At 67.5% G+C, this 15,042-nt stretch carries 15 protein-coding genes; 11 read left to right on the plus strand and 4 right to left on the minus strand.

Going from position 1 to position 15,042, the window contains the following annotated elements; all coding sequences use genetic code 11:
* Positions 1-5: 5 nt before the first annotated feature.
* A complete protein-coding gene (locus ISO16_RS23405; RefSeq protein ID WP_083662403.1) occupies positions 6-755 on the plus strand; it encodes a Crp/Fnr family transcriptional regulator in 750 nt (249 codons plus the stop codon).
* Here the strand turns inward: ISO16_RS23405 and ISO16_RS23410 are convergent.
* Together ISO16_RS23410 and ISO16_RS23415 are read right to left on the minus strand one after the other, a co-directional pair.
* A complete protein-coding gene (locus tag ISO16_RS23410; RefSeq protein ID WP_230304422.1) occupies positions 743-1,132 on the minus strand; it encodes a 2Fe-2S iron-sulfur cluster-binding protein in 390 nt (129 codons plus the stop codon). The genes ISO16_RS23405 and ISO16_RS23410 overlap by 13 nt on opposite strands.
* Positions 1,133-1,175: 43 nt before the next feature.
* Complete coding sequence (locus ISO16_RS23415) at positions 1,176-2,642, minus strand: cytochrome P450 (RefSeq protein WP_195886175.1); 1,467 nt, start codon at positions 2,640-2,642, stop codon at positions 1,176-1,178.
* On the opposite strand from ISO16_RS23415, the gene ISO16_RS23420 reads away from it, so the two are divergent.
* The 8 genes from ISO16_RS23420 to ISO16_RS23450 all read left to right on the plus strand — a co-directional run bounded on the left by ISO16_RS23420 (position 2,641) and on the right by ISO16_RS23450 (position 11,402).
* Entirely contained in the window at positions 2,641-4,050 is a 1,410-nt protein-coding gene (locus ISO16_RS23420) for an FAD-dependent oxidoreductase (RefSeq protein WP_442800804.1), read from the plus strand. The genes ISO16_RS23415 and ISO16_RS23420 overlap by 2 nt on opposite strands.
* 32 nt (positions 4,051-4,082) lie before the next feature.
* Positions 4,083-4,319 carry a hypothetical protein gene (locus ISO16_RS29125; RefSeq protein WP_442800805.1) on the plus strand — a complete coding sequence of 79 codons (237 nt, stop codon included), beginning with the start codon at positions 4,083-4,085 and terminating at the stop codon, positions 4,317-4,319.
* Between the two features lie 88 nt (positions 4,320-4,407).
* The gene (locus tag ISO16_RS23425) at positions 4,408-5,172 is read left to right on the plus strand and encodes an SDR family NAD(P)-dependent oxidoreductase (protein ID WP_072634498.1); all 765 of its coding nucleotides are present in this window, start codon (positions 4,408-4,410) and stop codon (positions 5,170-5,172) included.
* A gap of 171 nt (positions 5,173-5,343) precedes the next feature.
* A complete protein-coding gene (locus tag ISO16_RS23430) occupies positions 5,344-6,849 on the plus strand; it encodes an FAD-dependent monooxygenase (RefSeq protein ID WP_072634499.1) in 1,506 nt (501 codons plus the stop codon).
* 121 nt (positions 6,850-6,970) lie between these two features.
* Positions 6,971-8,023: a maleylacetate reductase gene (locus tag ISO16_RS23435; RefSeq protein ID WP_072634500.1), complete on the plus strand. Its 1,053-nt coding sequence runs from the start codon at positions 6,971-6,973 to the stop codon at positions 8,021-8,023.
* A 47-nt stretch (positions 8,024-8,070) separates the two neighbouring features.
* Entirely contained in the window at positions 8,071-8,991 is a 921-nt protein-coding gene (locus tag ISO16_RS23440) for a dioxygenase family protein (protein WP_072634577.1), read from the plus strand.
* 305 nt (positions 8,992-9,296) lie between these two features.
* A complete protein-coding gene (locus ISO16_RS23445; protein ID WP_029541763.1) occupies positions 9,297-10,379 on the plus strand; it encodes a 3-deoxy-7-phosphoheptulonate synthase in 1,083 nt (360 codons plus the stop codon).
* A gap of 141 nt (positions 10,380-10,520) precedes the next feature.
* Complete coding sequence (locus tag ISO16_RS23450; protein ID WP_029541766.1) at positions 10,521-11,402, plus strand: glycosyltransferase; 882 nt, start codon at positions 10,521-10,523, stop codon at positions 11,400-11,402.
* Between the two features lie 75 nt (positions 11,403-11,477).
* Here the strand turns inward: ISO16_RS23450 and thpD are convergent, their stop codons facing one another.
* Positions 11,478-12,365, minus strand: coding sequence for an ectoine hydroxylase (gene thpD, locus ISO16_RS23455; protein WP_043799864.1), 888 nt, complete (start codon positions 12,363-12,365; stop codon positions 11,478-11,480).
* Positions 12,366-12,533: 168 nt separating this feature from the next.
* On the opposite strand from thpD, the gene ISO16_RS23460 reads away from it, so the two are divergent.
* On the plus strand, positions 12,534-13,577 hold the full coding sequence (locus tag ISO16_RS23460; RefSeq protein ID WP_072634501.1) for a zinc-binding dehydrogenase: 1,044 nt from the start codon (positions 12,534-12,536) through the stop codon (positions 13,575-13,577).
* Between the two features lie 30 nt (positions 13,578-13,607).
* Positions 13,608-14,033 (plus strand): VOC family protein, encoded by a 426-nt coding sequence (locus ISO16_RS23465; protein ID WP_043799865.1) that lies wholly within the window; start codon positions 13,608-13,610, stop codon positions 14,031-14,033.
* A 10-nt stretch (positions 14,034-14,043) separates the two neighbouring features.
* Here the strand turns inward: ISO16_RS23465 and ISO16_RS23470 are convergent, their stop codons facing one another.
* Entirely contained in the window at positions 14,044-15,042 is a 999-nt protein-coding gene (locus ISO16_RS23470) for an AraC family transcriptional regulator (protein ID WP_006931106.1), read from the minus strand.

Raw genomic sequence — 15,042 nt, forward strand, 5'->3', positions numbered from 1 at the left:
CCACCATGGAACCAACACGTACACCCGCGCGCACACCGGCAGCGACCGATGGCTGTTCGCTGCCCGAATCCTCCCGTGCCGCTTGGGAATCGAGCTTTCTCGCAGCCCTGCCCCGTCACACCGCCGCCGCGATCCTCGTCGAGGCGCGCGAAGTGCCCCTTCGGGCCGGCCAGACGCTCTACGGTGGTGCGAGATCGACGGACAGCGCGGCCCCGGCGCTGGTCCTGTCCGGGCTGATCCGGATTGCCGCGTCGGTCCCGCAGGGTCGCGAGCTCACCATCAGTCATGCATCGTCCGGTGCGGTCATCGGGCTGGCGGAGTTCGTTCTCGGGACGACGAGCGCAACGGGCAGGTCGATCAGCGACTGTTCGATCAAGGCCGAGGCGCTGCAGGACAGTACGGTCCTGCGGCTGTCTCCGCAGCGCTTTCACCGCCTGATCAGCGAGGATGCTGCCGCCGCGATGGCCGTTGCCCGCTATCTCGCCCTGGAGAACGAGACCACTCAACACCTGATGGCCCGGGGGGTGTTCCTTCCCGTCCGGGCCCGGGTGGCGCACCATCTGCTCGACATCGCCGTTCGTGATGATCGGCAGTTGGTTGCGCGTACCACTCACCAGGACATCGCGAATGCGATCGGCAGCGTGCGCGAGGTGGTCTCGCGGGTCCTGCGGGGGATGCAGGGCCAGCACCTCGTACGGCAAGAGGGTCGGCGCCTGGTGCTCGTCGACGCTGCCGGACTGCATCAGGTCAGCTGATCGCCGCGGGTGACGCCGGGAATCCGGACCACGATGCCGTCGAGCTCGGGGCGCACCTCGAGCTGGCAGGACAGTCGCGAGTTCTCGGCGTGATTCGGCAGCGATCCCAGTAGATCCTCCTCATAGGTTCCCGCACCGTCCAGCTTGTCCGCCCATTCGGGCTCGACCTGCACGTGACACGTTCCGCATATCATGTTGCCCCCGCATTCCGCGGGTATTCCCGGCACGTCGTTCTCGGTGGCAGCCTCCATCAACGTGTATCCCACTGGTGCGTCCACCTCGTATACGGTCGAATCCTCGAGCGTGTAGATGATCCGCGGCATGTCGATCTCCTTCTCTGCCAGCCGGCCCGACGGCCGCCGTACGACTACGGTCACGGCCGCCAGGCCGACACTTCTTCGACAACCTTCGGCAACCGGCTCAGCGTGGAGTCCAGGTTGCCGGCAGTGACTGCAGTGCCCGGAGTCCGATGGCCGCACCGTACTGCTGCGGCTGGTCGAGGTCCGCCTTCAGGTCCGGTAGTCGCCGGTAGAGCTCCTGCAGAGCGATGCGGGCCTCCAAGCGCGCCAGTGGCGCACCGATGCACATGTGACGGCCCTTGCCGAACGACAGGTGCGACTCCACGTTCTCCCGGGACGGGTCGAACTCCAGCGGGTTCTTGAAGTGGGAGGCGTCCCCGTTGGCGGCCGGAATATTGAACAGGACCACGGATCCGGCGGGAATGGTGACCCCGCCGAGTTCGGCGTCCTTCGTCGTCACACGGACGAGGCAATTGATGATCGCGAACCGGCGCAGGCCCTCTTCGATCGTGGTCTCCCACAGGCCGGGGTCTGCCGTCACCCGCTCGAGCATCGCGGGATCCGTGGTGAACATCCGCACCATGTGCGCGATGAGATTCGCGGTCGTGTCGCTACCGGCGGCGGCGAATTCGATCATGCGGGTGAGGATTTCGTCCAGGGACATGGCTGGGGTGCCGTCGGGATTCGTCTCGGTGAGCATCCGGGAGGCGAGATCGTCGCCGGGGTTCGCCTTCCGCTCCGCGAGGTAGTTCAGGAAGAACGCATGGGCGTCGGCGAGTCGGCGGTAGCGGCCCTCGAGTTCCTCCGGCGAGCACGGCAGCGGAGCATCCACCCCTTCGGGCCTGGCCGGTTCGATGAGGCCGAACCAATCGTCGATCCAGTTTCGGAACGACGGCAGCGCCTCCTTCGGGAAGCCGACGAACCCGGCGATCGAGTTCAGGGTGAATCGATGGCAGAACTCGTGCAGGAGATCACCGCTGCCGTTGGCGGCGATCTCGTCGATCACGGTGTTGGCGATCTTGCGAATCTCGTCCTCGGACTCGGCGACGTGGCGGGGAGTCAACGCGCGCTGGGAGTTCCGACGGTTGACGTTGTGCACCGGCGGGTCGAGGTTGATGAATGCCTGCTCGATCAGCTTCGGCGCAATCGCTCGAATCTCTGCCGGAATGCGCTCCTCGAGTTCCGGCGTCAGGCGGACGGCCTGAATCGTTTTGCTGGAGAACGTCTTGAAATCGATCAGTCCACGTTCGCACTCCTTCCAGTCGGCGACGACCCAGCAGTTCATCGGTTCGAAGTAGAAGACGGGGGAATGCTCGGCTCGCTGCCAGAACTCCAGGGGCTCTGCCAGGACGTGAAGCGACAGCGGGTGGAAGTCCACCGGGCACTTGGTCATGTTCGTGGTCATGGCGCCAACGTAGGAGCGTCGGCTTCCCGCCGCGGTGACTGAAGTCACCGGATACGAGAAATGATCCGGGAACCGGAACAGGTTCGCCCGGAAGGAACATATGTCACTGAACGTGACTCGCTCGTTCGGGAACCTGGTGATCCGCCCCGCACCATCGGGCGAAGTCGACGAGGAGACGCTCATGCCCCACGTGATCACCCAGAACTGCTGCAACGATGCCAGCTGCGTCGCGGTCTGCCCGGTCGATTGCATCCATCCGACTCCGGACGAGCCGGACTACGGCACAGCCGAGATGCTCTACATCGACAACGAATCGTGCATCGACTGCGGCGCCTGCATCCCCGCCTGCCCGGTCGATGCGATCGTCCCCGATTACGACGACGTGCTCCCCGCCGGTTTCGATCTCTTCGAGCGACTCAATGCCGGCTACTACGCCGATCGGAACGAACCCCCGACCCCTGTCGCAGCGCCGCCTTCCACGGACACGGACGATTACACGACCGAAACGCTGCGAGTCGCCGTCGTGGGCTCCGGCCCCGCCGCCTGGTACACGGCCGAAGAACTGCTCGCCCACCCTTCCTGCAAGGTCGAGGTCGACATGTTCGAGCGTCTCCTCACCCCGGGTGGGCTCGTCAGGTTCGGTGTGGCACCCGACCACCAGCGCACGAAGCTGATCCAGCGGCGCTTCGAACGCACGTCCAGGCGAGACGGGTTCCGCCTCTTCCTCAATGTCGACATCGGACAGGACCTCACACACGAGACCCTGGTGGACCATTATCATGCAGTCGTCTACGCCACCGGTGCGATGCGCGACAAGCAACTCGGTATCCCCGGGGAGTCGCTGCCGGGTAGCCATTCCGCCGCGGAGTTCGTGGGTTGGTACAACGGCCACCCGGACTTCCGGAATCGACAATTCGACCTCTCCGGCGAGCGAGCCGTCGTCTTCGGCAACGGCAATGTTGCGCTCGACGTGGCCCGGGTGCTGCTGCGCGACCCGGAGGCGCTCGCGCAGACAGACATTGCCGACCACGCCCTCGACGCCCTGCGTGAATCCCGTATCCGTGAAGTGATCGTGGTGGGGCGACGTGGCCCACTCGAGGCCGGGTTCACCACTCCGGAGCTGATCGGTCTCAGCGAGGCGTCCGGCCTGCAGGTCAGCGTCTCCCGACAGGACATCGACGACGCCGACGTCTCCGCCACCGAGACCGACCGGCGCGTTCTCGCCGAGCTCCTGACGAAGCTCGCCGTCGAAGAACCCCCGGCAGGGCGGCATGTTTCGCTGAGGTTCCTGCAGTCACCCGTGGAACTCACCGGCGACGGCCGCGTCGAGCGGGTTATCCTTCGTCGCAACGAACTCGTCTACGACAGCGGCCGAGTTGCCGCGCGAGGAACCGATGAGCTCGAGGAGCTGTCTTGCGATCTGGTGATCCGCGCCGTCGGATACCACGGGACGCCTATTCCGAGTGTCCCGTTCGACCCGGCGCGAGGCACGATCCCGAATCATGACGGACGGGTCGTCGACCCCGGATCGGCGAGCCGCTTCCCGGTGTCTACACCACAGGCTGGATCAAGCGCGGTCCCTCCGGCGTGATCGGCACGAACAAGAGCTGCGCTCACGAAACGGTGCAAGGACTCCTTGAGGACTGGCGCAGCGGCCGTCTGGCGTGCCGATCGGATCGGACGCCCGACATCGCGAATCTCGTCCCGGACAGCATCGGACTAGAGGAGTTCCGGGCGATCGACGACTACGAGATCGCTGCCGGCAAGAAGAGCCGACGCCCGCGGGTCAAGCTCGTCGATCCAGACCACCAGCTCGCCGTGGCACGGCAACACAACGTCCTCACATGCCAGTCCCGCTGACAACAGTCCCCGGCGGTGTGACGTCCCCGCACCACACTCACGGCGCGAAAAACCTGACAGATCCACATCGAGCGAAAGGTTCGACAAGATGAGCAGCAACGGGCGCTACCACGGCCGAGCGGCGCTGATCACGGGCGGAGCGAACGGCCTCGGCTATTCGACTGCGATGCAGCTGGCCGCGGAGGGAGCATCGATCGGCATCATCGACCTGAAACCGGACTCCGTCGACGCCGCGGTCCGCCGCTTGCGCGACGCCGGAGCGACTGCCCATGGATACCCCGTAGACGTCACCGACGAGGCCTCCGTGCGGGAAGCGACGGCCGAGTTCGCCTCGCAGACCGGATCACTCGACGTGCTCGTGGCGATGGCGGGGATCTACCCGTGGGTGCCCTTCGAGGACATGACCCAACAGGTCTTCCGACAGGTTGTCGATGTGAACCTGACCGGCACCTTCACGTGTGCACATGCCGCATTCGCCCACATGAAGAAGCAGGGCTACGGACGGATCGTGACGTGCTCGTCGGGCACAGTGCTCATCGGCACTCCGGGCCAGTCGGCCTACATCGCCAGCAAGGCCGGAATCATCGGTCTCACTCGCGTCCTCGCCAAGGAAGGCGGCGCGTTCGGTGTGACAGCGAACTGCATCCTGCCCGGACTGATCGCCACCGACCAGGTCCTGGCCATGAGCGTCGACGTCGACGGGTTCTTCGACCAGGTCATCGCCGGCCAGTCCGTCCAGCGCCGGGGTGAGCCTCATGACGTCGCCGAGGCCGTCGCATATCTGGCCAGCGAAGGCGCCGGATTCGTCACCGGCCAATCCCTTTCGGTCGGCGGCGGCGACCGCTTCCTCTGATCGGCACAGTCGCCATCGCCCACAACCGCGATCCGCGGACAGCCTGACGCGAAGTCCGGACAGGCACCGCCCGCGGGTAGCTCTACTGTTCAAGTGACGAGCCGATGTGATGCCCGTCTCACCCTCAGGGCGACGTATCGGTCGTCTCGTAATCACGAAGGAGAACCTCCCATGGCAGAGGTGGATGTTCTGGTTGTCGGCGGCGGCCCCTCCGGCATGACGGTCGCAGCGGAGATCGCGCGCACAGGAGCAAGCGTCCGCATTCTCGAAAAGCGCGCGGTCGCACCGATTCCCCGCGCAGGCACCGTGCTCCCGCGCCCTCTCGAGCTGTTCGATGCACGCGGCATCGCCGATCGCTTCATCAAGCGCACGGCCGAGATGAACCCGCACCCCTTCCAGACCTGGCACATCTGGGCCGGCATGCACCCCGTCGACTGGACCGATCGCGATTCCCGCTTCGGGTTCACCCTCTTCCTCTCCCAGCACGAATCCGAGACCATCCTGCGCGACTGGGCCCTGGAAACAGGTGTCGAAATGACATTCGAAGCGGAGGTCGAGAACGTCGATGATGTCGGCGACGGAGTCGAGGTCGGGTGGCGTGCCTCTGACGGGCAGCAGCACACCACGACCGCGACGTACGTCGTCGGTGCCGACGGAGGACGAAGTCGCGTTCGAGAGGCGATCGGAATCGCGCGGATCGGTCACCCGTCCACCTTCACCGGGATCATCGCGAACGCCGACATCGACTTCCCTTGGGCCGGCGGAATGAAGGTCGGCCAGAACACCCACGGCTGGGTCGCTGCGTACCCGTACGGTCCCGGCGTCACCCGGTTCACGATGGTGCACGCCGAAGGGCGCAAGGCCGCCCAGAACGAGCCGGTTACCGCCGAAGAGGTCGCGAAGCAGGCCGGCGAGATCCTCGGCGAGCATGTCGAGGTCCCGTCGCTGTCCGCGGCCAGCCGCTACGGCGATGCACAGTTCCGGGCCGAAGCCTTCCGGAAGGGACGGGTCTTCCTCGTCGGCGAGGCAGCTCGAGTTCATTACCCCGCCAGCGGCGTCGGGATGAACTACTGCATCCAAGACGCGTTCAACCTCGGCTGGAAGATCGGCGCGGTGCTCGCAGGGCAAGCCGACGAGGCCCTGCTGGACACCTACGAGTCCGAACGCCGCCCCATCGTCGAGGACCTTCTCCGCAGCGTCGATTCGCAGGTCGCCGTGCAGTTCAACTTCACCGAAGAAGGGATGGCCTTCAAGGAGCGGTTCGAAAAGCACATGATCACGACACCGTACGTCACGGCGCAGTTGTGGAAGGAATTGAACGGACTCGAATCCGCCTACCCGTCGCCGCAGGGCAGCCACGCCGCGGTCGGCTGGCCCGCCCCGGACTTCGACCTCTTCCTCCGCGACGGCTCGAGTGTTCGCCTGTACGAACTCCTCCGCCGGTCCCCCTTCGTGATCGTGGACCTGAGTGGCACCGGCATGCTGCGGGGCTTCGACGTAGAAGGGCTGCCCGCCACCTTCGTCGAAGCACACGCGGCCCGCCGACCGCAGTCCCTGCGCGGGATCACCGCGCTCGTCGTGCGTCCCGACACATACGTCGCGTGGGCCGGCGAAGGCTCGAACGTCGACGCCGCCGATGTCCGGACAGCACTGCGCGACTTCCTCTCACCCGCCTGATCGAACCATCTGATTCCAGGTGGGTGTCGGGCAGCACAGGCGGCGGGCCCGTGACGTCGACCTGCCACCGCAGACAACCACTGAGCACATCAACCTGCGAGAAGGACGAGGAACGAGATACATGAAGTTCACTCACGTGTCGCTGCCGCAGCGGGTCACCTTCGCCTCCGGTGAGGCGCCCGCGGCGGTGGCTGCCGAAGTCGCGGTCCTCGGCGGGTCCAAGGTCATGCTCATCGCCTCCGCGCGCGAGAAGATGCTGGCCGACCCGATCGCCGCCGAGATCCCCGTCGCTCTGCGCTACGAGGACGTAGTCATGCACGTGCCAGTCGAGGTAGCCGTACGTGCCCGCGAAGCAGCGACGGCCTGTGGTGCAGACCTCGTGGTCAGTGTCGGCGGTGGCTCCTCGACCGGACTGGCCAAGGCCGTCGCGATGACCACCGGTCTGCCCATCGTCGCCGTTCCGACGACGTACGCCGGCTCCGAGGCGACCAACGTGTGGGGCCTCACCAAGGGTGGAACCAAAACCACCGGGATCGATCCTGGAGTTCTTCCCGCCTCGATCGTGTACGACGCCAACCTGCTCACCACCCTTCCCGGTGACATGACCGTGGCCAGCGGCCTCAATGCGATGGCCCACTGCATCGATGCGATGTGGGCCCCGCGTGCTGACCCGATCGATCAGGCTCTGGCCGGGGAGGGCATTCGCAGCCTGGCCACAGGCCTGCCGAAAGTCGCCGCCGAACCTGGCGACCTTGCGGGAATCGAGGAGACGCTCTATGGCGCTTATCTGGCCGCGGTCAGCTTCGCCTCTGCCGGCAGCGGCATGCATCACAAGATCTGTCATGTGCTGGGCGGCCTGTTCAACCTTCCACATGCACAGACCCACGCCGTCGTGCTTCCTCACGTACTGGCCTTCAATGCACCACACGCCCCCGCAGCCGAGCGCCGGATAGCGGCCGCGTTCGACGCCCCGACCGCCCTCGAAGGCCTGGCCGCACTGCACAAGACTTTGAATGCGCCGAACGCACTGAAGGATTACGGCATGCCCGAGGACGGAATCGCCAAGGCTCTCGATCCCATCCTCCGAGCCATCCCGGACGACAACCCCACGCCAGTGACCGAAGATACACTTGCTGCCCTGTTGAAGGCGGCCTGGGAAGGAGATATCCCGTGAGCGGTAACTACGTGAACGCCGATTCGGTTCCGGTCGGCAGCCACGACATGATCGACCGCACCGTCTCCCCCGAACAGCAGGCCGTCGAGCAGGTCCTGGTAGATACCGTCGTCGCGAGCTTCGACACCTGCGATGACCCGCGCTTGAAGGAGCTGATGGTCTCGCTCGTCAAACATGTGCACTCCTTCATCCGAGAGACCCGTCTGACCGAGCAGGAGTGGGGCACTGCGATCGAGTTCCTCACCGCCGCAGGTCACATCACCGACGAGGTGCGGCAGGAGTTCATCCTGTTGTCCGACACGCTGGGTGCGTCGATGCAGACCATCAACGTCAACCACCAGGCCCGCGAGGGCGCCACCGAGTCCACGGTCTTCGGTCCGTTCTTCGTCGAGGACAGTCCCGAGATCGAGGTCGGCGGCGACATGGCCTTCGGCGCTCAGGGTGAACCGTGCCGGGTCGAGGGCACCGTTACCGATACCGACGGAAATCCGCTGGCCGGGGCGCGGATCGAGGTGTGGGAAGCCGATGAGCACGGTCTCTACGACGTGCAGTACGACGCCACCAAGCGGGCTGCACGAGCGCACCTGTTCTCCCGCGAGGACGGTAGCTACGCCTTCTGGGGACTCACCCCGACGCCGTACCCGATCCCCCACGACGGGCCGGTCGGCAAGATGCTCGACGCAGTCGGGCGGTCCCCGTTGCGGGCCAGCCACCTGCACTTCATGGTGTCCCACCCCGACTGCCGCACGTTGGTGACACACATCTTTCCGGAGGGCGACGAAGTCGGATGGAAAGACGCGGTTTTCGGCGTCAAGTCCTCGCTGATCAAGAAGTTCGAGCAGCAGGAAGACGGTACCCCGACACCCGACGGTCGTGTCATCGAGGGCGCCTGGTCGAAGGTTCGTTTCGACATCGTCCTCAGCCGCGAGGCGCTGCCGCGAACGCAGATGCACAGGAGCCCGGAATAGCGCCGGACCCCGCCGATGCCGACCGCCGGTCAGTCGTCACGCCCGGCCGTCCCCATACCCGTGCGCGGTTCCGGTAGCCCCCGCTACCGAAACCGCGCACGGGGGCGCCGTGGCGCCGCGGAGGGCGGCCTGTTACGGTGGTCCGCATGCAGCGTGCATATTTCTGGTTTAGCAGGCCGGCCCGGGGTGGGTCGGTCGGCGTAACCGCGCGCTGACTTCTTCCACCTACGAGCCGGACACGGACCGGCTCGCTGGGATCTTTCAGGTTCAGCCAGGGTCGGCCCGGGAACAGGAACCGAACCCCGATGACCACCAGCACCTCCATCTCCACCGCGAATCTCGACGAACAGCGGACCGTGCGGATCAGCCCGCTCGTCGCCCCGGCCGTCGTCCGCGGCGAGCACGCCCCCGACGAGGTGGCCGCCGCCACCGTGCGCTCGGGCCGCGCCGACACCGTGGCGATCCTCGACGGCACCGACGACCGGCTGCTCGTCGTGGTCGGGCCGTGCTCGGTGCACGACCCCGCCGCCGCGATGGACTACGCGCGCCGCCTCGCCGCCAAGGCCGACGATCTGCGCGACGACCTGCACGTGGTGATGCGGGTGTACTTCGAGAAGCCGCGCACCACCCTCGGGTGGAAGGGCCTGCTCAACGACCCGCACCTCGACGGCACCTACGACATCAACACTGGTCTGCGCATCGGCCGCAAGCTGCTGCTCGACGTGTCCGGCCTCGGACTGCCGGTCGGGTGCGAGTTCCTCGACCCGATCCTGCCGCAGTACTACGCGGATCTGGTCACCTACGGCGCGATCGGGGCCCGCACCGCGGCCAGCCAGGTGCACCGGCAACTGTGCAGCGCACTGTCCATGCCGGTCGGCATCAAGAACTCCACCGAGGGTGACGTGCAGGTGGCCGTCGATGGCACCCGCGCCGCCGCCGCGAGCCACGTGTTCCCCGGCACCGATCTCGACGGGCAGGCCGCGCTCATCGAGACCGTCGGCAACCCCGACTGCCACGTCATCCTGCGCGGCGGCTCCGCCGGCCCCAACTACGACGCCGGGACGGTCGCCGACACCATGGCCCGCCTGCGCAAGGCCGGTCTGCCCGAGCGCGTCGTGATCGACGCGAGCCACGGCAACAGCAGCAAGAACCACGAGAAGCAGGTCGACGTCGTCACCGACATCGCCGAGCGGCTCGTCGCGGGCGAGAAGGGCATCGTCGGTGTGATGCTGGAGAGCTTCCTCGCGGCGGGCCGTCAGGACCTGACCCTGGGCCGGTCCGACGAGCTCGAGTACGGCAAGTCGATCACCGACGCGTGCCTCGACTGGGCCACCACGGCCGACCAGCTCGACCGGCTGGCCGACGCGGTGCGCCGCCGGCGCGCCTGAGGCCCGCGGTGCGCCGCCGGCGCGCCTGAGGCCCGCGGCGCGCCCAACGCCGGTGCCGGGAACCGTTTCGGGGGATGTCCCGGAACGGTTCCCGCCCTCGGCGCCCCGCGGCGCGCGGCCGGTCGAGGTAGCGTCGGAGGCATGCATCAGCACACGCTGTCGGTGGTCGTGCCGGCGTACAACGAGGAACGCTACATCGGTCCGTGTCTGGCGGCGCTGTTGGAGCAGGAAGCGGACATCCGCGAAATCGTGGTAGTGGACAACAATTCGACGGACAGGACAGGCGAGATCGTCGACGCGATCGCCGAGCGGTCTCCGATCGTCCGCCGGATCGTCGAGCCCCGCCCCGGCGTCGCATTCGCCCGCAATGCCGGATTCGACTCGGCGACAGGAGATCTCCTCGGCCGGATCGACGCCGACACGCGGGTGCGGCCCGGATGGGCCCGCGCGATCCTCGACTTCTTCGCGCGTGCAGACACCGAGAGCGTCGGTGCCGTCAGCGGACTCAGCAACTCCTACGACTCGCCGTACCGGGAGCTCAAGCGCCGGTATATCGAGCAGCGCGTGCGCAAGGGCTTCTTCGGCGGTGAGCGCCGCATCGACAACCTGCACGGTGCCAACATGGCCGTGCGCCGGTCGGCCTGGCAGCGCGTCCGCGACGCGGTCAGCACGGATGCCGGGATCCACGAAGACCTCGACCTGGCCCTGTGCCTGCGCGAGGCCGACATCGAGATCGCCCAGCTCTCCGAGCTGTTCGTCGACATCTCCCCACGGCGTGCGCTGACGCCGCCGCGGGAGTACACCAAGTACATCCGCTCCGGAACCGCCACGTTCGAACTGCATGGCCGGATGAATCCGGTGCTTCGCCGAATCCTGCGGGCGCACTGGGCGTTCCACGTGCTGGTGTATCTGGCCTACCGGCCCTACGATCCGGAGCTGGGCCGGTTCACGCTCACCCGGCTGCTGCGCACACCGCGTGCCCGCACGCTGCCGATCGACGTGGCGGACACCGCCCGCGTGTGAGCGCCGCGATGCGGGGTGCGCCCGGCCCGCGCCGGTCGCACCCCGCGTCCGTTCGTGTCAGCACGTCCGTTCGGGTCAGTGCAGGGGAGTGAAGTCCCGGCTGCCGAGGTAGTCCGGCCGCCGGCGCGGCGCCGAGAACGGCTCGACGAGCGCGTTCTCGACACTGTTGAACACCACGAACAGATTCGACCGGGGGAACGGGGTGATGTTGCCGTTCGAGCCGTGCATGCAGTTCGCGTCGAACACCGTGGCCGAACCGGCCGAGCCGGTGAACGTGGCGATGCCGTGCTCGGCGGCCATCGAGGTCAGCGTGTCCTCGTCGGGCGAACCGGTGGGGGGCACGTGCGTGACGAGGGACTGCCGGTAGTAGTCGTCGGGGGTGGTACCGGCGCACGAGACGAAGGTCCGGTGCGAACCGGGCATGATCATCAAACCGCCGTTGTAACCGTAGTTCTCGGTCAGCGCGACGGAGATGCTCAGCGCCCGCGGACGCGGCATCCCGTCCTCGGCGTGCCAGGTCTCGAAATCGGAGTGCCAGTAGAACGGTCCGCCGCGGAATCCCGGCTTGACGTTCAGCCTCGACTGGTGGATGTAGACCGCCGAGCCGAGGAGCTGGCGGGCGATACCGGCGATCTCCGGTCGCCGGACGATCTCGGCGACCGTGCCGGAGAGGCGGTGCACGTCGAACACGGAGCGCACGTCCCCGCTTCCCGCCTCCCGCACGACCCGCTCGTCGTCGGCCAGATCCCGGCCCAGACGTGCCGTCTCGTCGAGCAGATTTCCGACGTCGTGCGCCGGCAGGAGCGCGTCGACGGTGTGGAACCCGCGCCGGTCGTACTCGGCGACGGCCGGGGCGTCCAGCGGCCCCGTTGCCGATCCCCACACCACCGGATCCGGCCGGGACACGCTCACGCAGTTCGTGCGGTTCCGGGTCGGGTAGTCGTCGATGACGGCCGTCTGCATTGTTGCGAATCACCCTCTCGAAGTCGATGACGGTTCCTTCCGACGCTCTCACCCACCGTGGGCGGATGCAACCCGTCGCGGAGATCCGCGGCACAAACATGCGCAACGCCGCATGCGCCGGGAGTAGGGTCGCCCCTGGCTGCCGCCGCACAACAGGATGAGGGGATCATGACCGAGACGATGCGCGCCGCGCGTTTTCATGCGGACACCAGAACCAATGTGCTGGAAGATGTTCCGATTCCGTCGCCGGGCCCCGGCGAGGTGCTCGTCAAGGTCGCCTTCTGCGGCATCTGCCACTCGGACCTGAGCCTGCTCGACGGCACCTTCCCGGCCCTGCTGCCGGTGGTCACCCAGGGCCACGAAGCCGCCGGGACCATCGCCGCCGTCGGGGACGGCGTGACCGGGTGGGAGGTCGGGGACCGCGTCGTGCCCTCGGCCGGACGACCGTGCATGCAGTGCCGCAAGTGCCGGCGCGGCGACCTGACCAACTGCCTGAACATCCAGTTGATGGCCTTCGCGTACGACGGCGCCTGGGCCGAGTACACCGTCGCACAGGCGGGCGGTCTCACCCTCGTGCCCGACAACGTCCCGCTCGAGCAGGCGGCGATCCTCGCCGACGCGGTGTCCACGCCGTTCGGCGCCGTCGTGCGCACCGGGCAGGTGCAGGTGGGCGAGGCCGTCGGCGTGTGGGGGGTCGGCGGAGTGGGCACCCACATCGTGCAGCTCGCCCGGCTGATCGGTGCCGTGCCGGTCCTCGCGTTCGACATCAACCCCGCGGTGCGGGAGCGGGCCCTCGAACTCGGCGCCGACTACGCGTTCGACTCCCGCGACCCGGACCTGGTGCAGAGGGTCGCCGAGGCGACCGGCGGGAAGATGCTCGACGTGGCCTTCGACTCGGCGGGCGTGAAGGCCACCTTCGACCAGGCCCTGCAGTGCGTGATGACGGGTGGCCGCGTCGTGGTCGTCGGGCTGAGCGGGCAGGAGGCCTCCCTGGGCCCCACCGCCACGTTCGGACTGTCGCGCAAGCACGTGATGGGCCACCTCGGCTACAAGAATGTCGACATCGAAACGCTCGCCGCGCTCGTCTCCCGCGGCCGCCTGGACATCTCCCGCTCGATCAGCGAGATCGTGCCGCTGGAGAACATCGCCGAGGGCATCGAGAAGCTGCACAACCACATCGGGGATCCGATCCGGATCCTCGTTCAGCCCTGACCTGTCGGAGTCTCGTCGTACCGTCGCCGCATGGGTTACGAATTCCAGGTGACGGTCGATTCCGACAGCCCGCACACGCTGGCGAAATGGTGGGCGGCCGCGCTGGGCTGGCGGGTGGAGCCGAGCAACGAGGACTTCATCCGCGGCCTGGTCGCGGCCGGCCACGCCCGCGAGGAGGACACCGAGATCTTCGAGGGCGTCCTGGTCTGGAAGGCGGGCGCCGCGATCTCCGATCCCGAGGTGCCCGCGCGTCCGCGCGTGCTCTTCCAGCGGGTGCCCGAGGGCAAGACGGTGAAGAACCGGCTGCACTTCGACATCCGGGCCGGGGAGGAACGTGAGGCGCTCGCCGGGAGGCTCGTCGAGGCGGGCGCGACCGTCCTGCACCGGGGCCGGCAGGGGCCGAGCGAGTGGATCACCATGACCGACCCGGAGGGCAACGAGTTCTGCGTCGGGTGAACCGGCGGACCTACCGATACGCGCGCGGGGTCTTGCCTGTCCATCGCTTGAAGGCACGCCGGAACGCGCTCGGCTCGGAGAAGCCGAGGCGGGCCGACAGCGCGTCCACCGGTTCGCCGCGGCGCAGCCCGGCGATCGCCGTGTCGCGCAGCACCTCCTCGCGCAACTGCCCGAGCGAGGTGCCCTCCTGCCGGAGCAGGCGCCGCAGATGCGGTGCGCTCACCGACAGCATCTCCGCGACTTCCTCGGCGGTCGCCGTGCGTCCCTCGATGCCCGACTCGAAGATCCGCCGCACCTGCGACGCGGCGGTGGAGTCGTAGTCGCGTTCCGACATCATCAGATTCGGCGATTCGCGCAGATAGTCCTCGAGCGTCTCCTCGGTCTGGACGATGGGCGACCGCAGTGCCGCGTTGTCGATTTCGAGCGCTGCCCCGTCGGCGTCGAAGGTGACCGGCACCCCGAAGATCGCGTCGTAGTTCTTCGCGAGCACCGGATCGGGCTCGCCGTAGGGAACCGTGACCGACGCCAGCCGTACTCGTCCGCCGACGAGCCAGGCCGCGAAGCGGTGCAGCAGGATGAGCAGGAAATCGATGATGACGCGGGTCTTGTCGTCGCACGGCTCCGGCAGCACCACCTCGAGCCGGGTCGTCTGCGGGCCCGGCGTCAGCCGCAGTCTCGGCAGCGTCGGCAGCACGCGGTTGACCTCGATCATCCGTTCGAGGGCCTGGGCGAGGTCCCGGCAGTGGATCAGCGTCAGGCACATCACGCGGAAGGTGCCGCGGGGCACCGGCCCCGGCCCGAGGCCGAACAACTCGTCACCGGTGAGCTCCCAGGTCTTCTGCGTGAACCGGGTGACCTGTTCGGGGGTGAGGCGCGCGTGCGGGTGCGCGAGCACCGCGCGACTGATCCGGGCCGCGTCCAGGGCCGGGGCCAGATCCACGCCGTTCGCCGCGGCGAGAACCACCGAGCGGCGCACGAAGTCGGAGGGAATGGTGGCGGGGGCGGTCAT

Source organism: Rhodococcus sp. M8, assembly GCF_015654185.1.
In the GTDB taxonomy this organism is placed as follows: domain Bacteria; phylum Actinomycetota; class Actinomycetes; order Mycobacteriales; family Mycobacteriaceae; genus Rhodococcus; species Rhodococcus aetherivorans.